This is a genomic window from Kribbella sp. HUAS MG21 (assembly GCF_040254265.1).
Classification (GTDB): Bacteria; Actinomycetota; Actinomycetes; order Propionibacteriales; family Kribbellaceae; genus Kribbella.
Genome location: NZ_CP158165.1, coordinates 3,082,104 through 3,100,117 on the forward strand (window position 1 = coordinate 3,082,104; position 18,014 = coordinate 3,100,117).

At 68.4% G+C, this 18,014-nt stretch carries 23 protein-coding genes; 9 read left to right on the forward strand and 14 right to left on the reverse strand.

From position 1 onward, the window contains the following. Nucleotides 1–280 precede the first annotated feature (280 nt). The 5 genes from ABN611_RS15060 to ABN611_RS15080 all read right to left on the reverse strand — a co-directional run bounded on the left by ABN611_RS15060 (nucleotide 281) and on the right by ABN611_RS15080 (nucleotide 3,070). Nucleotides 281–589 carry a hypothetical protein gene (locus ABN611_RS15060; protein WP_350280486.1) on the reverse strand — a complete coding sequence of 103 codons (309 nt, stop codon included), beginning with the start codon at nucleotides 587–589 and terminating at the stop codon, nucleotides 281–283. Between the two features lie 195 nt (nucleotides 590–784). Then, complete coding sequence (locus ABN611_RS15065; protein ID WP_350280487.1) at nucleotides 785–1,459, reverse strand: hypothetical protein; 675 nt, start codon at nucleotides 1,457–1,459, stop codon at nucleotides 785–787. A 219-nt stretch (nucleotides 1,460–1,678) separates the two neighbouring features. Further along, entirely contained in the window at nucleotides 1,679–2,044 is a 366-nt protein-coding gene (locus ABN611_RS15070; protein ID WP_350280488.1) for a hypothetical protein, read from the reverse strand. A 37-nt stretch (nucleotides 2,045–2,081) separates the two neighbouring features. Continuing rightward, complete coding sequence (locus tag ABN611_RS15075; protein ID WP_350280489.1) at nucleotides 2,082–2,351, reverse strand: hypothetical protein; 270 nt, start codon at nucleotides 2,349–2,351, stop codon at nucleotides 2,082–2,084. Nucleotides 2,352–2,509: 158 nt separating this feature from the next. Then, a complete protein-coding gene (locus ABN611_RS15080; RefSeq protein WP_350280490.1) occupies nucleotides 2,510–3,070 on the reverse strand; it encodes a GNAT family N-acetyltransferase in 561 nt (186 codons plus the stop codon). A gap of 113 nt (nucleotides 3,071–3,183) precedes the next feature. Between ABN611_RS15080 and ABN611_RS15085 the strand changes: the two genes are divergently transcribed. Then, the gene (locus tag ABN611_RS15085; protein ID WP_350280491.1) at nucleotides 3,184–3,693 is read left to right on the forward strand and encodes a DinB family protein; all 510 of its coding nucleotides are present in this window, start codon (nucleotides 3,184–3,186) and stop codon (nucleotides 3,691–3,693) included. Here ABN611_RS15085 and ABN611_RS15090 read toward each other — a convergent pair. Then, a complete protein-coding gene (locus ABN611_RS15090; protein ID WP_350280492.1) occupies nucleotides 3,665–4,024 on the reverse strand; it encodes a YciI family protein in 360 nt (119 codons plus the stop codon). The two genes, ABN611_RS15085 and ABN611_RS15090, sit on opposite strands and share 29 nt — an antisense overlap. Nucleotides 4,025–4,104: 80 nt before the next feature. On the opposite strand from ABN611_RS15090, the gene ABN611_RS15095 reads away from it, so the two are divergent. Next, nucleotides 4,105–4,659, forward strand: coding sequence for a GNAT family N-acetyltransferase (locus tag ABN611_RS15095; RefSeq protein WP_350280493.1), 555 nt, complete (start codon nucleotides 4,105–4,107; stop codon nucleotides 4,657–4,659). Here ABN611_RS15095 and ABN611_RS15100 read toward each other — a convergent pair. Both ABN611_RS15100 and ABN611_RS15105 read right to left on the reverse strand, forming a co-directional pair. Continuing rightward, nucleotides 4,656–5,126, reverse strand: a complete 471-nt coding sequence (locus ABN611_RS15100; RefSeq protein ID WP_350280494.1) for an NUDIX hydrolase — start codon at nucleotides 5,124–5,126, stop codon at nucleotides 4,656–4,658. The genes ABN611_RS15095 and ABN611_RS15100 overlap by 4 nt on opposite strands. A 9-nt stretch (nucleotides 5,127–5,135) precedes the next feature. After that, entirely contained in the window at nucleotides 5,136–5,444 is a 309-nt protein-coding gene (locus tag ABN611_RS15105; RefSeq protein ID WP_350280495.1) for a hypothetical protein, read from the reverse strand. A 69-nt stretch (nucleotides 5,445–5,513) separates the two neighbouring features. Here ABN611_RS15105 and ABN611_RS15110 point away from each other — a divergent pair, with 69 nt between their 5' ends. Then, nucleotides 5,514–6,098: a DUF664 domain-containing protein gene (locus tag ABN611_RS15110; protein WP_350280496.1), complete on the forward strand. Its 585-nt coding sequence runs from the start codon at nucleotides 5,514–5,516 to the stop codon at nucleotides 6,096–6,098. On the opposite strand, the gene ABN611_RS15115 is transcribed toward ABN611_RS15110, so the two are convergent. From ABN611_RS15115 to ABN611_RS15125, 3 genes are all read right to left on the reverse strand, one after another. After that, nucleotides 6,091–7,983, reverse strand: a complete 1,893-nt coding sequence (locus ABN611_RS15115) for a heparinase II/III family protein (protein ID WP_350280497.1) — start codon at nucleotides 7,981–7,983, stop codon at nucleotides 6,091–6,093. The two genes, ABN611_RS15110 and ABN611_RS15115, sit on opposite strands and share 8 nt — an antisense overlap. Nucleotides 7,984–8,383: 400 nt before the next feature. Beyond that, complete coding sequence (locus ABN611_RS15120) at nucleotides 8,384–9,169, reverse strand: GDSL-type esterase/lipase family protein (RefSeq protein ID WP_350280498.1); 786 nt, start codon at nucleotides 9,167–9,169, stop codon at nucleotides 8,384–8,386. Nucleotides 9,170–9,737: 568 nt separating this feature from the next. After that, entirely contained in the window at nucleotides 9,738–10,112 is a 375-nt protein-coding gene (locus ABN611_RS15125; protein ID WP_350280499.1) for a VOC family protein, read from the reverse strand. A gap of 120 nt (nucleotides 10,113–10,232) precedes the next feature. On the opposite strand from ABN611_RS15125, the gene ABN611_RS15130 reads away from it, so the two are divergent. Continuing rightward, the gene (locus tag ABN611_RS15130; RefSeq protein ID WP_350280500.1) at nucleotides 10,233–10,640 is read left to right on the forward strand and encodes a VOC family protein; all 408 of its coding nucleotides are present in this window, start codon (nucleotides 10,233–10,235) and stop codon (nucleotides 10,638–10,640) included. 50 nt (nucleotides 10,641–10,690) lie between these two features. Further along, the gene (locus ABN611_RS15135; protein ID WP_350280501.1) at nucleotides 10,691–11,209 is read left to right on the forward strand and encodes a DinB family protein; all 519 of its coding nucleotides are present in this window, start codon (nucleotides 10,691–10,693) and stop codon (nucleotides 11,207–11,209) included. A 6-nt stretch (nucleotides 11,210–11,215) separates the two neighbouring features. Here ABN611_RS15135 and ABN611_RS15140 read toward each other — a convergent pair whose 3' ends face one another. After that, nucleotides 11,216–11,704, reverse strand: a complete 489-nt coding sequence (locus ABN611_RS15140) for a carboxymuconolactone decarboxylase family protein (protein WP_350280502.1) — start codon at nucleotides 11,702–11,704, stop codon at nucleotides 11,216–11,218. Between the two features lie 163 nt (nucleotides 11,705–11,867). Here ABN611_RS15140 and ABN611_RS15145 point away from each other — a divergent pair, with 163 nt between their 5' ends. Both ABN611_RS15145 and ABN611_RS15150 read left to right on the forward strand, forming a co-directional pair. Then, on the forward strand, nucleotides 11,868–12,752 hold the full coding sequence (locus ABN611_RS15145) for an RNA polymerase sigma-70 factor (protein ID WP_350280503.1): 885 nt from the start codon (nucleotides 11,868–11,870) through the stop codon (nucleotides 12,750–12,752). Nucleotides 12,753–12,826: 74 nt separating this feature from the next. Then, nucleotides 12,827–13,654: a CPBP family intramembrane glutamic endopeptidase gene (locus tag ABN611_RS15150; RefSeq protein WP_350280504.1), complete on the forward strand. Its 828-nt coding sequence runs from the start codon at nucleotides 12,827–12,829 to the stop codon at nucleotides 13,652–13,654. Between the two features lie 32 nt (nucleotides 13,655–13,686). Here the strand turns inward: ABN611_RS15150 and ABN611_RS15155 are convergent, their stop codons facing one another. Both ABN611_RS15155 and ABN611_RS15160 read right to left on the reverse strand, forming a co-directional pair. After that, complete coding sequence (locus ABN611_RS15155) at nucleotides 13,687–14,082, reverse strand: GNAT family N-acetyltransferase (RefSeq protein ID WP_350280505.1); 396 nt, start codon at nucleotides 14,080–14,082, stop codon at nucleotides 13,687–13,689. Between the two features lie 784 nt (nucleotides 14,083–14,866). Then, nucleotides 14,867–15,832: a 2-hydroxyacid dehydrogenase gene (locus tag ABN611_RS15160; protein WP_350280506.1), complete on the reverse strand. Its 966-nt coding sequence runs from the start codon at nucleotides 15,830–15,832 to the stop codon at nucleotides 14,867–14,869. Nucleotides 15,833–15,976: 144 nt separating this feature from the next. Here ABN611_RS15160 and ABN611_RS15165 point away from each other — a divergent pair, with 144 nt between their 5' ends. Beyond that, a complete protein-coding gene (locus tag ABN611_RS15165; protein WP_350280507.1) occupies nucleotides 15,977–16,981 on the forward strand; it encodes a magnesium and cobalt transport protein CorA in 1,005 nt (334 codons plus the stop codon). Between the two features lie 69 nt (nucleotides 16,982–17,050). Next, nucleotides 17,051–17,989 carry a hypothetical protein gene (locus ABN611_RS15170; protein WP_350280508.1) on the forward strand — a complete coding sequence of 313 codons (939 nt, stop codon included), beginning with the start codon at nucleotides 17,051–17,053 and terminating at the stop codon, nucleotides 17,987–17,989. Nucleotides 17,990–18,014: the final 25 nt, after the last annotated feature.

Consider the following 18,014-nt stretch of genomic DNA (forward strand, 5'->3'; position numbering starts at 1 on the left):
GCGCGTGCCGCGGGGTGCGTTGTACGAACTCGGTCAGCGCCGGAGCGAGCTATCAGGCGCCGCCGTGTGGCGCAGATCGTGAACGCGGAACTTCGAAGGCCGATCGCCGTTACCCCGGACGAACTCATCGAGGCGATCAGCGCCAGCTACGGCGGTCGACACCACCTCGGGCGGGAGGCGCCCACCAACAGATCCGGGACACATTTCTGTCCGGCGACCTGCGACAGGTCAGACGTCCGGCAAGCCACTTGAGCGGCCCGCCGGTGCGGACCTGCGGAGATCAGGAAGTCCGTGCTCGGGCAGCCAATTCCAGCGCTCGAAGGATCCCGGCTACGTGCATCAGGTCGTGCGGAGCGTTCTCGGGGACGCCGTCGCTCGGGTCGGGGACGGCCCCGAAGTCATCGCTCAGTTGGCCCATGGTGAGGTTCTGCGGTTCGGTGTACACATCGAACGCAGCATCGACCGGCAGATGCCAGTAGTAGTCGGCGTGCAGGGCAACCTCGGGTCCGAGCAGGGCCTCCGTGGCGTCGAGGACGCGGCTCAAGGCGCGGCGAAGGTCGGCGATCCTGACGACAGGCGGCTCGGTCATGCCGCGAGCATGGCAGACGTATCGCATCAATCCATCGCGATCCGCGCTGAAGGTCGTCGTACATCACCTGGCGAAGCTGTCTCGTTCCTGCCGGCGGAGGACACCAGCTCCGGCGGGCTCTTGCCGCTGGCTCAGCCCGGTTGAACGGCGGGTGGGAAGACACCAGGTCGGCGGTTGGGACTACGGTCTTGCCGCTTACGTCAAGTGCAGACTTACGCGCGCACCTGCTGAGTATCGCCGCCATCCATCCGGACCACGAACGTGAGCATCTCCGGGCCCGTGCACGACCCAGGTCGATCCATCGCCGACGAGCGCGGCGTCGACGTCGATCGCGACGAGCAGGTCGTCGCCGGCCAGGTCGAGGAAGATCCTGCGCCAGTTCTCGTCGAGTTCGTTCCAATGGGCGGCGATGACTGTATTCGGGAAGACGCCCAAACCGGAATCGACGTGGCCCCTGTCAGATGTCGGGTAGCGGGCTCCGAGGAGCATCGCTCCGCCGCTGCTGCCGACGTACGGCAACGAGGTGTCGAGGTAGTGTCGCCAGAATCTTGACCCACGAAGGGCGGAGACCTGTCCCCTCGGTCCGCCGCCAAGGACGTAAAGGAATGCGGCGTTCTCCAGACATGCAGTCGCGGCCGGGTCATCAGCGTCGGATCTGTTCAAGAGTGGCACGTCTACGTTGGGCACGCCTGCACGCGCCACTCGTTCGGCAGCTCCTCGGCGGTACTCATCAACGACTCTTGGTCCGTTCTCTGCCTGCCCGGCAGCGATGACTGCTGCGTGTCGTCCAGGAACGGCCAGTTCCGCGAAGAGCTCATCACACCACGGAGCCCAGTCGCCCGTCCCGAACAGCACGAAGAGGCGGCTCATGGCCCCCAGCTAACCCTGAGCAGCGAGCCGTTGGCCAGCGTTCGTCGTACCTGCCGTGCCGATGCCATCCGCCCGCTACCGGATGCGGTCGTCCTGATGGCGTTCGGCGGCCTGTGCCAAGTGGGCGGTGACGTAGGGCAGGTGTCTCCGGGCTCTGGTGTCCGATTGTGGCTCAGGGCAACGGGCCGTACGGTGGTATACGGCGGCGCAGCGTGCGGATCAGCGGGATTCAGCGGGGTCTGGCTCGATGTAGTCCGGGTCGGGGTCGATGCGGAAGCGGACGGCGTCGATCGTCGTCGCGCCGCTCAGCCATGCCTTCGCGATCCGGTGTCCGCCGTCCATCAGTCGACCGTCCGCCGACAGGATCACCGGGTACCGCAGGTCGGCCTTCTGGATGCGGTCGGCGTGCCGCGCGACCATCCGGCAGGTGACCGGCCCACCGCCGAACCAGCAGTCCTCGTCGAACTCCTGGATCCCGTCGATAGCCACCGTCTCGACCGGAAGCCCTTCCGCCAACTTCCACAGCCGCTCGGTCAGATAGAAGGCGCGGCCACCAGGCACAGCACGCGAATGTCGTTCGGCCATCGCACCATCATCAGGTACCACGTAGCGCCGGTGTGAGCTACGCCTCGTAGGCGCTTGCGATGTCGGCCCACAGTTCGGCCAGGACCTCGGTCCGCTCGGTCAGCTGATCGAGCGGCATCCAGGCGTCCTCCACGCCGGTGTGAAGGCGCCGGTAGGCCTCGGCGTTGAACCGTTCTGCCGCCGTGGCCACGTCTCTCACCAGTACGGCGAGTTGCGAGCGCTGCGCGTCGCCGCGGACAGCCATGAGGAACCGCAGTTCCGCGCGCTCGTAATCGTCCGAGAGTTCGTCCAGCCTCGACCGCGTCACCCCGAAATCGTAGGGCGCACCGCACCGACTGCCCCCGCCCCAGCGTCGGTCGCAGTAGCTCCGGCAACTATCAGGTCAACACCCCCGGCCGAGCGGTGTTCGCGCGCGCCCCTCGGCGTCGGCTGGCGCTGGGCGTCGTACAACTCCCGCAGTTGCAGCTAGCCAGCTGGGAGGGCGTTCGTAGGTGGGGTCCAGATGCCTAGCCATTGTTCGGCTTTCCAGGCTTCGTAGCGGGTGGTTTCGGTGAAGCCGAGGGTGGTGGCTAGGCGGAGGGAGGCTGTGTTGGCGGTTTGGGTGGTGAGGGCTACGGGGGTGCGGGGGCGGGCCTCGGTCAACCAGCGCAGGGCCGCGGTGCACGCCTCGGTGGCGTAGCCGTTGCCCCAGGAGGTCGGGAGGAAGAGGTAGCCGAGTTCTACCTTGGCGAGGTCCACGCGCCGCTGGGCGGGGTGGTTCGGGTCGCGCTCGTCCAGGGTGACCAGGCCGATCATGGTGCCGTCCAGCTCCACCACGAAGTGGCCGGCGCGGCGTCGAGGTGCGTCGGGTAGAGCGCGTTCGAGCTGCTCGCGTGGTTGCGCTCCGCCGATGTAGGTGCCGACTTCGGGTGACGCGAGGAGCTCGATGGTCGTCGTACGGTCCCGGGGCTCCGCTGCACGGAGTACGAGCCGTTCGGTCTTGATCGGCGGGGGCGGCCAGGCGACGGACTCGAGCTCGGTCTTCATGGCCCGCAACACTATCCGGCGCGGCACACGGCGAGCGGACCTGTGCATACCATCGCACGTGGACTGGAACGCTGAGGTGATCGAGCAACTCGAGACGCACTGGCGGTCCCGGTTTGCGGCCGCGGCTCGACGGGCTGACCGACGCCGAGTACTTCTGGGAGCCGGTGCCCGGTTGCTGGACGGTGAGCCGGCGCGGAGAGAGCTCGGCGCCGATGTCGTTCGGGGCGGGTGAGTTCACCTGGGACTTCGGGGAGCGCGAAAAGCAGGTGACCACGATCGCCTGGCGGCTCGGGCACCTGATCGTGAGCGTGGCGCAGTCCAACGCGCGGCGCTTCGGCGGTCCGCCGGTCAGCCTCGACACCTTCGAGTACGCGGGCACGGCCGACGAGGCGCTCGGTCAGCTCGACGACGTGTACGCCCGTTGGATCGACAGCGTGCGGAACCTCGGTGAGGCGGGGCTCGCCAGGCCGCAAGGGCCGGTGGCCCCGCCGGAATTCGCCGACGTGCCGATCGCGCGCCTCGTGCTGTACGTGAGCGTCGAGGTCTTCCACCACGGCGCCGAGATCTGCCTGCTGCGCGACCTCTACCCGGGCCTCACCCGGCCAGCTCGGGGTCGTGCATGAACTTGCGGACGTCCTGGGCGCAGCGGCACGCGGCGGCGATCTTGGCGGCCCACTCCAGCGCCTCGGACCGGGTCGGTACGTCGACGATCAGGAGGCCGCCGATCAGCTCCTTGCCCTCGGAGAACGGTCCGTCCACGACCGATCCGTCGGTGCTGACGACCTTGTGCTCGACGTCGCCGTCGTCGTAGCTCAGGCCGCCCGCGAAGACGAACACGCCGGCGTCCTTCGCCTCCTGGCACACCGCGTGCGCGGCCTTGCCCGCCTGGCCCCAGTCCTCCTCGGGGATGTGGTCCATCGCGCCCTTCTCGAACGAGATCAGGTATCCCGCCATCTCACCCTCCTTGTCGCCGTCACCGTTTACCCCTGCAACGAACGCCGTACGCCGGATCCGACACGTGGTTGAATGCCGGAATGGAGACGCGGCCGGTCGACCAGGCGAGGTGGGCGGACCTTGTCGAGTTGTTCGGGCCCAACGGCGGGACGCGGGGATGCTGGTGCATGGCGCGGCGGTTGCCCGCGGCGCAGGTCGCCGTGAACGGCAGCGCCGAGAACCGTGCCGCGCTCGAGGGTTTCGTACGCGCGGGCGTGCCGGTCGGTGTCATCGGGTACGTCGAGGAGTGCCCGGCGGCGTGGTGTGCGGTCGCGCCGCGGCCGGAGTACTCCGCGATCGTGCGGTCGCGGACGTTGCCGATCGACGAGCCGGAGGACGAGTCGATCTGGGCGATCAACTGCCTGTTCGTGAAGCGCGGGTACCGCGGGCAAGGGCTGACGTTGCCGATGGTCGAGGCCGCGGTCGAGTATGCGCGCAGCTCGGGCGCGCGGATCGTCGAGGCGTACCCGGTGAAGGCGATGCCGGGCGATCCGGGGCGTGGAGTGCTGAGCACGTTCCTCGCCGCTGGCTTCACGCGGTACGGCGAGGACCGGACGTCGGCGAAGCGCAACGTCGTCGTACGCCGCGCACTCTAGGACGACCAGCTCCACGCCCCACCGGACAAAGTAAAGACCCAACTGCGTCCTGCCATGCCGGACGTCAGATAGTCGACCGCTGGTACGGCGATCGGCGGGTAAGGCATCTCGCCCAGCAGCCGTACGGCCTCCGGCACCGGGAACCACCGGACCTCGAGCACCGATCCGTCCGGATCGTCCACGGCGAACGCCGGGTCGGCCATCTCCACGAGGTAGTTCCACGAGCGCGACGTCGCGCGCCCGTCCGCGATCGTCCGCGTGGTCCACACGAGCTCGAGCTCCCCGGCCGCGGCCAGCAGCCCCGACTCCTCCCGCAGCTCCCGGACTGCGCCGCCCGCCGGCACCTCCCCGTCCTCGACGGCGCCACTCGGCAAATTCCAGTACGGCGCCTCCCACGCGGGGTACTCCTCCCGCACCAGCGCCACCATTCCGTCGTACTGCGCGATCACCCCGGCATACCGCTGCATCTCCGAAGACTACGCAGGCAGATGGGGCAACACCTGGTCGTGTGGCCAGGTGCTGGTCAGTACCTCCGCCAGCAGCGGGTCGCTCGACGCGGTGACGTACGGCGTCTCCTCAGGATCGCGCACCGTGGCGGTGGCCGGCGCCGGGAACAGTTCCCAGGGCTCGATCGAGTTCGCGAGGACCCCGTCGAGCCGCAGATCGACGTACTCCGGCTCCCACCACACCGCGAACGTCGACGGCAACCGCTCCGGATGGATCCCGAGCCAGACGCCGAACGTCACCTGATACCCGTCGTCGAGCCGTGTGCGCAGGTGGGGCAATCGGGTATGGGGTGAGTATGGCGGAAGTTCCGGAAGGGGAGCGTCCGGAATGGGGGTTACGGTGCTGTCATGACTGAGACGGAGTGGGTGTCGCCGTGGTGGGAGCCGCCGTTGGCGGGGAGTGAGGCGGAGCAGTTGCTCGGTGCGTTGGACCGGCTGCGTACGACGTTCCACTACAAGGTGGACGAACTGGACGCGGCCGGGCTGAACACCCGGATCGGGGCGTCTTCGATCACGCTCGGCGGGCTGCTGAAGCATCTCGCGGCGAACGAGGACTACATGTTCGACGTGAAGTTCCGCGGCAAGCCGATGGGCGGTCCATGGCTGGAGAACGGCTGGCGCGACGACAACGACTGGGAGTTCAGCTCGGCCGCCGACAACACGCCCGAGGAGCTGTACGCGCTGTGGGAAAACGCTGTCGGTCGGTCCCGGAAAACGGTGGCCGACGCGATCGCCGACGGCGGGCTCGACCAGCCGGCGCACATCAGCTGGCCGGACGGCCGGCACCCGAGCCTGCGCCGGCTGATCTGCGACCTGATCGAGGAGTACGGCCGGCACACCGGCCACGCCGACCTGATCCGCGAGGCCGTCGACGGCCGGGTCGGAGAGGATCCCTCGGACGGCTGGCAGCCGGTCGGTCCCAAGCTCACTTGACCCGCTGCAATGTCCCGTCCGCGCCGACGCCGATCACCGTCGTCACACCGTCGACCTTGAGGTTCACCAGCATGCGTGAGCCCTGCCAGGAGGTCGTGTACGAGACGACCGCGTTGGTCCGCGTCGGTGCGATCACCGACAGGATGCTCGCGTTCTGCCCCGAGCGGTTGAACTTCACCACCGGAGCCGGCAGCCGCTTGTCGATGGTCGTGTAGTGCCAGCCCTGCACCGGATCGGCGGCCCCGGTCACCACCTCGATCGGCGTGGTCTGCTGCTGGAACGGGATCTGCAGCAACGTCGTCTTCACGCGGTCGCCGGGTCTCGCCGCCACCGCCCGGTCGTTGCCGCTGACAACCACCTTCTGATCAGCCGGCAGGTGCCACAACGCCGAGTACTGCTGGGAGGTCGCCGACGCGCCGCGATCCAGTACCACCATCAGATCCGGGTCCTTCAGCATCAGCACGCCGCGCGTCCGGTCGACCGGCCCGAGCTTGTCCTTCAGCTCGTAGAACTCCGACGTGTCCTTGATCGACGACCGCACCAGCTTCGTCTCCGGGTGCTCGGCCGCCGTCGAGGCCACGGTCAGCTCGTTGTGCGCGAACTGGCTCTTCGCCCAGCTCCGCCAGTCGTCCCACTTGTAGCCCGAGTGCCCGCCGTCGATCAGGATGTCCCGCCCGCGCGACGTGTAGGTGACCGACGTGTGATCCTCGTGCCCGTGCAGTTTCCGCACCGGCCCGAACCGGATGCTGTACGTCGACTCCTGCGTGAACGGCCGCGTCTCGCCCCACCCGGTCCGCCCGAACACGTACCCGCCGTCGAAGATCCCGATCCGCTGCGTCGGCCGGATCCCGCGCGCGCCGAGCGTACCGGCGTACTCGAGCACCGTGCCCGGTACCGGCACCGTCTTCACCACTTCGGAGTCCCCGAGTTGCGGCAGGTTGCCGAGCGAGTTGGTCGCGAGCGCGAGCCATTTCGCGAGTTCCCGGCGGCGCGCCGTGATCGTCGTCCCCGGATCGACGCCGCATTTCCGCAGTACGTCGATCGCGCGTCCCCACAACGCGTAGTTGAACTGCGCGTACGCCGTCGACTGCTCGTTGGTCGTGCCCTGTGTGTCGATCGAGGTCTTGATCGCGCTCGTCAACCGGTCGGCCGCGAGCTTCTTGAGGTCGTGCCGCCCCAGCGTGCAGCCGACTCCGAAGAGCGCGAGGCTTTCGTCGGTGCCGTGGTTCCAGTCGCCGCTGTAGTTCTTCTGCAGGAACCAGGCGTGCTTCAGCAGCGCGTCGTCCAGCCAGGCGTAGCTCGGCGGCAGCTTGGTCACGCGCAGGCCGGACAGCACCGCCTGCCGCAGGCAGATCAGCACGTTGGTGCGGTGCATCGTCGACTCGTACGCGCCGACGTCGGCCTTCCACGAGTACGGGTTGTCCTTCACCCAGTCGCGCACGATCGCGGTGACGTGCTGCAGGGCCCGCCGGTCGCCCTTCGCCCCGGCGTTGATTCCTTGGCCGAGCCAACGAAGCGAGTGCAGCCACATGTACCAGCTGGGGTTCTTGTCCGGGTTCACCCGCCAGTTGACGTTCCCCTTGCCGTCACCGATCTTCGCCGGCGCCGTCGTACCCCAGGAAAACGTGTCCCTGTAGAGCGCGGAAACCGGGTTCCCGCGGTCGATCCCGCTGTACGCCGGACACGTGTAGACGAGTTTCCGCGGCGGCGTCGGCGGCGCGGTCGGCGGCTCGGGCGTGTGGCTGATGGTCGGGTCCGGCGCGGCCTCCGGCTCGGACCCGCCCCACGGGACGATCAGTACGACGGCCAGTACGGCGGCGCTCACAAGCAGCGTGATCGTGAGCCGCAGCGTCGTTCCGGTCGTGTGCAGATGTCTCGCGGGCATCGTTCCCCCTCAGGGCATGACTGTTCTGGCCTAGACCTGAATTAGGGCCGACGAGTCCCCGGGTCGAGGTCAGGTGTGGATTCGGTCGCGGCGGTACTTCGGTAACGCGGGGCGGTCGCCGAAAGGTTGCAGCGGGCATCAAGTGTGCTGCCGGCCGGCTCCTGTCAGCTGCGTCGCCATCGGTTCCCCCCGAGGTCGGATTTGTCCCTCTGCCCTATAGATGTCGCGAGCGCCCGGAAAAGTTGCCTCGGATCACCGACTCCGCTTCGCTTGCCCGGAAGGGCAACGTCGGCCGTGCCGGATCGCCCGCAGAATCAAGGCATCGCGCGCATGTCGACCAGCGTCTGATGATCATGGGTGCGCTCCTGCGTACGGCGTACCGTTCACGCGCAGGTACGTGTTACCTGCCGTCGATCGCGTCGACGATCAGCTTGTTGCGGGCGGCGCCGCCGGCGGCGTTGGTGTGGACGCCGTCGCGTAGGTACTCGGCCGGGCGGTTCGGCTGCGCCTCCAGGAACTCGGACCACTCGACGATCCGCAGGTTCGGGTGCTTGCTCGCGGCGTCGCGCAGTTGCCGGTTGATCCAGGCGCTGTTCGCGAGGTCGGCGTCGCGGACCGCTGCAGGCTGCTTGGTGCGGCTCGCGTAGACGTTCACCCAGTACACGGTCCGGTCCGGGCCGGCGATGCGGAGCGCCCGCTCCACCTGCGCGGCGAACGCGGGCGGGTCGAAGATGTCGTTGGTGCCGACGGCCATCACGATCCGCCGCGGGAGACCGTAACGGTGCGACCACTCCTCGAGCGCGTCGACCGCCGCGGCTGCCGGCTGGCCGGACCAGTCGTGGAATGCGATCGGGTCACCGGTGCGATCGGCGAGCAACCGCTCGAGCGCGGCACTGTCCTGGACCGCGATGCTGTCGCCGAACAGCAGCACGCCGTCGAAGGCGAGCACGTCACGGATCTCGTCCTCCGAAGAGATCCGGTGGATCAGCCCTTGCCACGGGCCGAGCGTGCCCGATCCGTAGCGCCCCGGCCCTTGGCTCGGAGCGGCGTACGAGCCGCCGACCGGGATCCCGGCGGCGGGCGAGCGCGGTTCGAGGGCGACGAACAGGCTGCCGAGCAGCGCCAGTATCAGGAACGTCACGACGATCGCGACCAGCGATTCCCAGAACCGCCTGAACCCGGACACCCCGTCACCTGGCCGCGGTCGAGCCTGCTGCAACATGGCGCCGCCCCCCAATCTCCCTCGCCCTACACCCAGATGACGCGCCGGCCACCGGATTCGCTGCATCCCACCCACAACAAGCCGAAAGCGAGCCCCCCAGGCTCCCTTCCTCCCCCAGCATCCCCGACGACCCCAGCCCTGGGTACTTTTCGGCCATGCCGAATTCCGCCGACGACGTCCTGCGCCGACGCGACGGTGAGGGGCGGGCGGGGTACAAGCCGGCGGGGATGTTTCGGCGGTCGGAGGAGGAGCGGACGGACCAGGAGGTTTCGTGGCGGCGTACCGACCAGGCGTTCTTCGCGGCGGGGGCGTGTCACATCCTCGCGTGGGAGTTCGTCGCCAGGTATCCGGCGTACGGCGTCTTCGCGGTGTGGAAGGTCGGTGAGCGGTATCCGATGCACGTGATCGCGAGTGACGGGACGTGGGCGTTCGACCACGACGGGTGGACCCTCGAGCGCGAACTGCTCGCGGCGACCCCGCGCCCGTGCGTACCACCTGGACCGCTTTCCGCCCCACCCGCCGCTCGGGTGACTCAGGTCGCGCGCTCGGCCTCGCCGCGTTCGACGCAGAACTCGTTTCCCTCGGGGTCCTTCATCGTGACCCAGCCGCGGCCGTCGGGCATCCGGTGGTCTTCGTGGATCGTGCCGCCGAGGGTCAGGATCCGCTCCACCTCCGCGTCCCGCGTACGCTCGGTCGGGCCCCAGTCGAGGTGTACCCGGTTCTTCACGCCCTTGCCCTCCGGTACGGCGATGAACAGCAGCGCCGGCACCGGCGCCGGGGCCTCGACGAGCACCTCGTCGTCGCCCGGTACGTCGCCGTCCGCGACCGGCCAACCGGTCACCGCACTCCAGAACTGCGCAATCTCGTAAGGGTTCGCCGCATCGATCGTGATGTGTCGCAGATTCATCCCGAGACCTTAACCAGACAGCCGTTCCCGGGTCTCGCGGAGTGTCGGCGGCCGGGTCTACTGTGCGGATCATGGGTGCCGGGCCACCGGGTCCGGCCAGTTTGGGGGAAGGACACTGCGATGGCATCCCGGCTCAATCCGTACATCCAGTTCGACGGTGACGCGCGTGCGGCGATGGAGTTCTACCAGAGCGTCTTCGGTGGTGAGGTGTCGTCCAACACGTTCAAGGAGTTCGGCACGGGTCACGGGCCGGAAGACGACGAGAAGCTGATGCACAGCCAGCTCGAGACCCCGAGCGGGTTCACGCTGATGGCGGCCGACACGCCGCAGGGCATGCCGTACAACCCGGGGGAGAACATCGCGATCAGCCTCAGCGGCGACGGCGACGAGCTGCGCGGGTACTACGAGAAGCTGTCCGAGGGCGGCAAGGTGACGGTCCCGCTGGAGAAGCAGATGTGGGGTGACGAGTTCGGCATGGTGACCGACCGGTTCGGCATCAACTGGATGGTGAACATCGCGGGCAGCTGACCCGCGAAAACCGGTACCTCGGAGCAGGCTGCCGCGGCTAGCTTGGCCGGATGGGACTCAACGACCTGCTGTACGACCCCATCCGGCACAACAACTGGGCGACCGGCAGCCTGATCCGGTTCTGCCGCGACCAGAACCTGACGGCCGAGCAGCTGGAGATCACCGGCGTCGGCACGTACGGCGGCATTCTCGCGACGCTCGACCACATCGTCCGCTGCGACGGCAGCTACCTGCGCCGGATCGTCGACCGGCCGCTCCACTTCGTCGACGCCGAACCGGCGACCGACCTGGAGACGCTGGACCGGTGGAACGCGGAGACCGGCGAGCTCTGGGAGGTGTTCCTGAGCCAGCCGATCGACGTCGAACGTGTGCTGATCGTCGACGACAACACCCGCGGCACGCGCGTCGGCATCTTCATCGCGCAGGCGATCAACCACGCCAACCACCACCGCGAACAGGTCTGCGCGATCCTCACCGGTCTGGGTATCGAGCCGCCGGACATCCAAGCGTGGGAGTACGCCTGGACGACCGGCCGCATCTGGGATCTCGACGAAACCGCCGCCCAGTAGGCGAGGTCAGTGGGCGGCTGCGGCTGCCAGGACGCCCGGCTCGTAGGAGCCGCCGAGCTGGTTGAGGGTCACGGCGAGCCGGTTGGTCGCGTTGATCATGGCGATCAGGGTGACCAGCGCGATCAGCTGGTCCTCGCCGTAGTACTCGCTCGCCTTGGCCCAGGTCGCGTCGGAGACACCCTCGGACGCGTCGGCCAGCCGGGTCGCTTCCTCGGTGAGCGCGAGCGCGGCCCGCTCCTCCTCGGTGAAGACCGTCGAGTGCCGCCATCCGGCGACCAGGTGCAGCCGGGTGCTCGTCTCGCCCGCGGCGGCGGCCTCCTTGGAGTGCAGGTCGATGCAGTGCCCGCAGCCGTTGATCTGACTGGCCCGGAGCATCACGAGGTTCTGCGTCGCGTGCGGCAGGCCGGCCTCCTGCAGCAGGGCGTGGACGGCGTACAGCCGCTTCGCCAGCTTGCCGCCGAACGCGTTCTGCATCAGGTCGATACGCGGTTCCATCATCATCACCCTCGGTCATGGGATCTACTGGACGGACACGAGACGCCGCCCGCTCGCTCCGCGTGACCGGCTCCGGACGTGACGAGCGCCATACCGGCCGAGATGTCACAGGAAAGCGGCCGGCAGGCATCTATAGGGGAGACCCGCGGACAAGGAGCCCAGCATGACCGGTACGGACCGTGCCACCGAGGTTTTCGTCGCTCATCGCAATCTGCTGTTCACGGTGGCCTACGAGATCCTCGGCTCGGCCGCGGACGCCGAGGACGTGCTGCAGGAGACCTGGCTGCGCTGGGTCAAGGTCGACCTCGACACGGTGCAGGACCACCGGGCGTACCTCGTCCGGATCGCGAGCCGACAGGCCCTCCAGCGTCTCCGCACACTCGGCCGCCGCAAGGAGTCGTACGTCGGACCGTGGCTCCCCGAGCCCCTGCTCACGGCGCCCGACGTCTCGGAGGACGTCGAACTCGCCGACAGCATCTCGATGGCGATGCTGCTGGTGATGGAGACCCTCAACCCCACCGAACGCGCGGTCTTCGTGCTCCGCGAGGTCTTCGGCCTGGAGTACGACGAGATCGCGGCGGCGGTCGACAAGAAGCCCGACGCCGTCCGCCAGATCGCCCACCGCGCTCGCTCGCACGTGGCCGCCCGCCGTCCGCGCGGCGTCGTGTCCGCCGACCAGACCCGGCACGCCCTGGAAGCGTTCCAGCGCGCCGTCAACACCGGCGACCTCCAGGGCCTCGTCGACATCCTCGCGCCGGACGTCGTGTTCCTCGGCGACGGCGGCGGTGTCGTCCAGGCGGTCCAGCGGCCGATCGTCGGCGCCGACAAGGTGGGCCGTCTGCTCGCCCTGGGGATCGCGCGGCTGGCCGAGGGCTCCTTCGAGACCACCCACATCAACGGGCAGCCGGCGCTCATCCTCCGGTTCGCCGACGAGGTCGACACCGTCACCGTCCTGCATGTCGAGGACGGCAAGATCGCCGGCCTGTACGCCGTCCGCAACCCGGCCAAGCTCTCCCGCCTGACCGAGGAGACGCCGCTGACCCGGTGAGGCACCCTTGACGCCGGAGCCCGCCGCGTGAATCACTGTGCGTGACGAGGTGGGGTCGACACCAGGGGGCGGCGATGACATCGGAGCAGCGTGCACGGTCCGGGTTCTGGGAGCGGTCGACCGCCTGGAAAGCGGTCCTGCTGATCATCGGTTGCCTGGTCTTCTACCTGGCGGTCGGCTGGGTCGTCGGCCGGGTGTTCGACGGCGAGATCGACGACGGCAACCCGATCGGAACCGCGAGCAGCACGTTCTTCGCCCTGGTGCTTCCGGTGGCGATCGGTGGTGCGGTGCTGCTGCTGGTCACTGCCCGGTTGGGCTGGTTGCGCACGATCTTCGGCCCGCAGCCTGTCGGTGGCAGCCGGTGGATGTGGGTCGCGCCGGTGCTGGTGGTCGTGGCGATCGTGGGTCATCTCGGCGCGACCTCGTGGAGTTCCTGGTCGTCCGTCGAGGTCCTGATGGTGGGGCTGCTCGGGATCTGTATCGGGGTTGCGGAGGAGCTCGCGACCCGCGGGCTGGCGGTGAAGATCCTGCGCGACGCCGGCCACTCCGAGCGGTACGTGATGGTGGTTTCGTCGCTGTTGTTCGCGTTGATGCACACGATCAACCTGCTGTCCGGCATGACACTCGGCACGGTCGCGGCGACGTTGGTCTACACGTTCGGCTTCGGGGCCTGCATCTACCTCGCGATGCGTGTCACCGGCACCATCTGGACGGCGATCGTGCTGCACGCGCTCACCGATCCGTCGACGTTCCTCGCCACCGGCGGTATCGACGAAGCGGTGACAGATCAAACCGGCGGCATGTCACTCCTCGCGGCCGCCGCGACGATCCTGCTGATACTCGTCGGCGTCGTCGCGATCTTCCTGGTCCACGGCAAAGCCCAAGCATCAGGTGACGTCTAGGCCGGACGAGGTCTGCGCAGCAGGGTGATCGTCTAGGACGGCAGGGGCTTGCGCAGCAGGGTGATTGTCGTTTCGTAGCGGGTGACGGATCCGTCCGGAGTGTCGACGTCCCAGGCGCCGGTCTCGCTGCCGCTGACGACGTACCCGAGGCGCTCGTACAGCCTGCGCGGTCGGGGACTCGCGTCGTCGATCCCCAGTTCGGCGAACGGGATGCCGCGAGCACGGATGCGTTCTTCCAGAGCCCCGATGAGGATGGTCCCGATCCCGCACGACTGCAGGTGCGCGAGAACCGACAACTGGTACAACGTCGCCCCACCGACCGGCTTCGTATAGTCCACGGCCCCGAACCCGACAGGCTGCCCCGACGGCGTACACACCGCCAGATAATCCGCCTCCCCGCGCCGCGCGCGCTCCAGTTCCCGCTCCATGGAACGCACCTTGGACGGAGGCTCACCCAGGCTCGGCAGATCTTCCATCGTCAGATCCCGAACAGTCACCGGAACAACAACTTCGTACACGACGATCCGCCTTCCCTGGGCCAACCGCACGATACGACTAGCCAACCTCCGACGACCAACGAATTCCTACCCGGCCTGTCAGCTTGGACGAAGCGGCCACAGGACTTCGATGAGGTGATCGTCCGGCGCCAGCTTCCACTCAGGGCTGGTGTGAAAAAGATCCATCGCGGGTTCGCGGGTTCGCGGACGAGCGCGAGGCCCGCGGCGGCCGCGGCGTACTCCCGGAGCCGTTGCACCACGGCCTTCCCCGCGGTGAGGGTGTTGCCGCCGCGGTACAGAACGGACAGGTCTCCGGCGGCCGGGAGCGTGACGCGCACTGCAGGAACGGCGTCCGGGTGTCCCTCGACGGCCTCTGCGGACTCTGCCGGCCCGTCAACCGGTACGCCGGCCCGTCAACCGGTACGCCGGCCTGTCAGCCGGTCACCGGTCTGTCCAACGGTCGCCGGCCTCGCCGGCGCCGGGTCCGTCGTCAGTTGGTTCGCCGACGCGGATGTAGGCGTTGCCTGCCTGGGGCAGCCCCTGCCGCGAACCTCCGCGCTGACGTCGCGGAGTGCGCTCCCGGCGGCACAGTCGGACTTCGACGGGTCCCGCAACCGACGGCACCGGAGGACCGGCTGCGCCCGCAGACGCCTCCGCATGACGTCGGTGATCACGACCGTCGGTACCTCGAACATCCTGACCAGGTGTCGGGCGGTCAACCGTCCAGAAGGTGGGTGGATTCGGGGACTGGGGTCACAGGGGTGCCTTTCGTGAGGTAGGAGACGAGGTTCTCGACGACGAGGTTGGCCATGGCGGTGCGGGTAGGGATGGTGGCGGAGCCGACGTGGGGGAGGAGGACGGTGTTCGGGAGGGTGAGTAGGTCGGGGTGGACCTTGGGCTCGTGTTCGAAGACGTCGAGGCCGGCGGCCTGGATCGTGTTGGTGCGGAGGGCGTCGACCAGCGCCTGCTCGTCGACGACCGTGCCGCGGGCGACGTTGATGAGGATGCCGTCGGGCCCTAGTGCCTTGAGTACTTCGGCATCGACCAGGTGGCGGGTGCTGTCGCCGCCGGGAATGACGATCATCAGGGTGTCGACGTCGGCGGCCATGTCGAGCAGGGACGGGTAGTACCGGTACGGAACCTCCTTCGGGCGACGGTTGTGATAGGCAACAGAAATGCCGAACGGCTGCACGCGATCGGCGATCGCCTGACCGATCCGACCGAGCCCGAGGATGCCCATCCGGCGGCCGTGCATCGTTGCCCGGGTCAACGGATACGGACCGCCGTCGGCCCACTTGCCGGCGCGCAGGTACCGCTCGGCCTGCCCCAGTTCGCGAACCGTCATCAGCAGCAGACCCAGGGCGGTGTCGGCGACCTCGTCGTCCAGCACGCCGGGCGTGTTCGTGACCACGACGCCGCGCTCGGCCGCGGCGGCCGCGTCGATGCGGTCGTAGCCGACGCCGAAGCTCGCGACCAGGCGGACCGCGGGCAGGCTGTCGAGGTAGGGACCGTCGATCGGGGTGCCGCCGGTGGCGACGGCGACGATCTCGTCCCGGCGGGCCGCGAGCACGGCCTCGGGATCGAGCTCCTGCCAGAGCCTGATCAGCTCGCAGTGCGCCTCCAACCCGGCGGCGACCGCGGGGTGCATCGGTCCTGGTATCAGCACGACTGGTTGTCCCATGCGTTCATCTTTGTCGACCGCCACGGCCCGGACCAGGAACTCAACCAGCATTTCTCATGCCCTGGACAGGAACCCGGCCGGAACCGAAGGTCGCCCCTGTTGCCACGCGCCCCGGAACGACGACGATCGGAACAGGAGGCCATCATGATCATCGACTGCGCTTACTACCGGGACGGACGTCGGCAGCACGTCGAGGCGATGTCGGTCGCCGACGCCGCCGCGGCTTGCCGGGCCGGCGGGTTCGTCTGGCTGGGCATGTTCGAGCCCAGCACCGAGGAACTCGCCGAGGTCCGGGAGAGCTTCGGCCTGCACGAGCTGGCTGTCGAGGACGCGCAAACGTTCCACCTGCGCCCCAAGGTGGAGCCGTACGAGGGCGACATCCGGCTCGTCATCCTCCGCACCGCACGGTACGACGAGGACCGTGAGGAGGTGGACTTCGGCGAGGTCAGTGTCTTCGTGGGCCCGGCCTTCGTGATCACCGTCCGGCAGGGCGTGGCGAGCGACCTGCACGGCGCCCGGATCCGGCTCGAACAGCGACCCGAGCTCCTGGAAGCCGGTACCAGTTCGGTCCTGTGGGCGATCCTCGACCAGGTCGTCGACGGCTACGGCCCGGTGGTCGCGGAGCTGGAGCGCGATATCGAGGAGGTCGAGCGGACGGTGTTCGCCGGTTCCGTCGCGCCGACCGAGCGGATCTACTTCCTGCGCCGCGAGGTCACCGACTTCTACCGCGCCGTACACCCGTTGATCGCCGTACTCGCGACGCTCGAGCGCGGCGCCCGCGACACCTCACTGTTGCCGTACTTCCGCGACGTGCACGACCACCTGGTCCTGGTGAACGAGGAGGTCGCCGCGCAACGCGACCTGCTCGCCACCGTCCTCGAGGCGAACATGGCGGTGATCGGAGTCGAGCAGACGAGGGTCAGCGTCCGGCAGAACGCCACGATCGAGCAGCTCACGATTCTCGCCACGGTGTTCCTGCCGCTCACCTTCGTGACCGGCTTCTTCGGGCAGAACTTCGGCTGGCTGGTCGACCACATCGGCGCCGGCTGGGACTTCTTCGTGCTCGGCATCGGCGGCCTGCTGGTGCCGTGCGTCGCGCTGGCCATCTGGTTCCGCCGCCAACGAGCAGCCCGCCGGCAAGCTGCCTGACGGATCGGATTCACGCCGCGTTCCGGTGACGGAACAAGGGTCGGGAGCAGACACCACCTGGAGGTTGTGATGCGAAAGCTCCCCGCCCTGCTCCACGCGACGTCGGTCCTCGCGACGGTCGCCCTGCTCCCCGCCTCAGCAGTCCCCGCCGCACCGACGGCGCCTGCTGGTACGTCGGCCGCGACACCCCCGACGTACGACGCGACGCCGCTCAAGTCCTACCCGGCCTTCGACGCCAATCAGGCGATTGCTGTCGACAAGCAGTACTTCTACGCGGTCAACAACGTCACGGTCACCAAGCACGACCGCCGTACCGGCGAGCCGCTGCTGCAGTTCGCAGGTGACACCGCCGGGCCGTTCAAGCACCTGGACAGCGGCGTGGTCGTCGGCGGCAAGCTGTACGCCACGCACTCCAACTACCCCGAGTGGCCGATGGAGAGCTCGATCGAGGTGTTCGACACCAGGACGATGCGGCACGTCGACACGTTCTCGTTCGGCATCTACCGCGGCTCGCTGACCTGGCTCGACCGGTACGACGGCGCGTGGTGGGCCGGGTTCGCGAACTACGACAAGATCCAGGACGGCATGACCGAGCCGTACGGCGAGACCTACAACACCCAGGTCGTGAAGCTCAACGACAAGTTCGAGCCGCTGCAGTCCTGGACGATCCCCAAGCCGATCCTCGATCGCTTCAAGCCGATGTCGAACTCCGGCGGCTCGTGGGGACCCGACGGCCGGCTGTGGCTGACCGGACACGACCTGGGCGAGGCCTACGCGATGGAGCTGCCCGTCGCGGGCTCCGAGCTGCGCTGGATCGCGACCGTCGAGCTGCCCGACGTACAGGGCCAAGGCATCGCGTGGGACCGCTCCGACCCGCGGCAGCCGACGTTCTGGGCGATCAGCCGGCCGAAGCGCCTGGTCCACACGTTCAGCATGCCGCTGGCGTCGCTGCAGACACCTACTGCCAAAGGATGGCAGGTTCTCGGCCCGGGCCAGTTCAGGAAGTAGCGGCCGCCGACTGGCCGCTACCTTC

Coding starts and splice junctions, on each gene's coding strand:
- ABN611_RS15135 (WP_350280501.1), top strand. CDS start 10,691: ATGGGACTCAACGACCTGCTGTACGACCCCATCCGGCACAACAACTGG.
- ABN611_RS15070 (WP_350280488.1), bottom strand. CDS start 2,044: ATGGCCGAACGACATTCGCGTGCTGTGCCTGGTGGCCGCGCCTTCTAT.
- ABN611_RS15165 (WP_350280507.1), top strand. CDS start 15,977: ATGATCATCGACTGCGCTTACTACCGGGACGGACGTCGGCAGCACGTC.
- ABN611_RS15140 (WP_350280502.1), bottom strand. CDS start 11,704: ATGGAACCGCGTATCGACCTGATGCAGAACGCGTTCGGCGGCAAGCTG.
- ABN611_RS15065 (WP_350280487.1), bottom strand. CDS start 1,459: ATGAGCCGCCTCTTCGTGCTGTTCGGGACGGGCGACTGGGCTCCGTGG.
- ABN611_RS15090 (WP_350280492.1), bottom strand. CDS start 4,024: ATGGCGGGATACCTGATCTCGTTCGAGAAGGGCGCGATGGACCACATC.
- ABN611_RS15095 (WP_350280493.1), top strand. CDS start 4,105: ATGGAGACGCGGCCGGTCGACCAGGCGAGGTGGGCGGACCTTGTCGAG.
- ABN611_RS15145 (WP_350280503.1), top strand. CDS start 11,868: ATGACCGGTACGGACCGTGCCACCGAGGTTTTCGTCGCTCATCGCAAT.
- ABN611_RS15130 (WP_350280500.1), top strand. CDS start 10,233: ATGGCATCCCGGCTCAATCCGTACATCCAGTTCGACGGTGACGCGCGT.
- ABN611_RS15115 (WP_350280497.1), bottom strand. CDS start 7,983: ATGCCCGCGAGACATCTGCACACGACCGGAACGACGCTGCGGCTCACG.
- ABN611_RS15100 (WP_350280494.1), bottom strand. CDS start 5,126: ATGCAGCGGTATGCCGGGGTGATCGCGCAGTACGACGGAATGGTGGCG.
- ABN611_RS15125 (WP_350280499.1), bottom strand. CDS start 10,112: ATGAATCTGCGACACATCACGATCGATGCGGCGAACCCTTACGAGATT.
- ABN611_RS15080 (WP_350280490.1), bottom strand. CDS start 3,070: ATGAAGACCGAGCTCGAGTCCGTCGCCTGGCCGCCCCCGCCGATCAAG.
- ABN611_RS15155 (WP_350280505.1), bottom strand. CDS start 14,082: ATGGAGCGGGAACTGGAGCGCGCGCGGCGCGGGGAGGCGGATTATCTG.
- ABN611_RS15170 (WP_350280508.1), top strand. CDS start 17,051: ATGCGAAAGCTCCCCGCCCTGCTCCACGCGACGTCGGTCCTCGCGACG.
- ABN611_RS15060 (WP_350280486.1), bottom strand. CDS start 589: ATGACCGAGCCGCCTGTCGTCAGGATCGCCGACCTTCGCCGCGCCTTG.
- ABN611_RS15150 (WP_350280504.1), top strand. CDS start 12,827: ATGACATCGGAGCAGCGTGCACGGTCCGGGTTCTGGGAGCGGTCGACC.
- ABN611_RS15160 (WP_350280506.1), bottom strand. CDS start 15,832: ATGGGACAACCAGTCGTGCTGATACCAGGACCGATGCACCCCGCGGTC.
- ABN611_RS15110 (WP_350280496.1), top strand. CDS start 5,514: ATGACTGAGACGGAGTGGGTGTCGCCGTGGTGGGAGCCGCCGTTGGCG.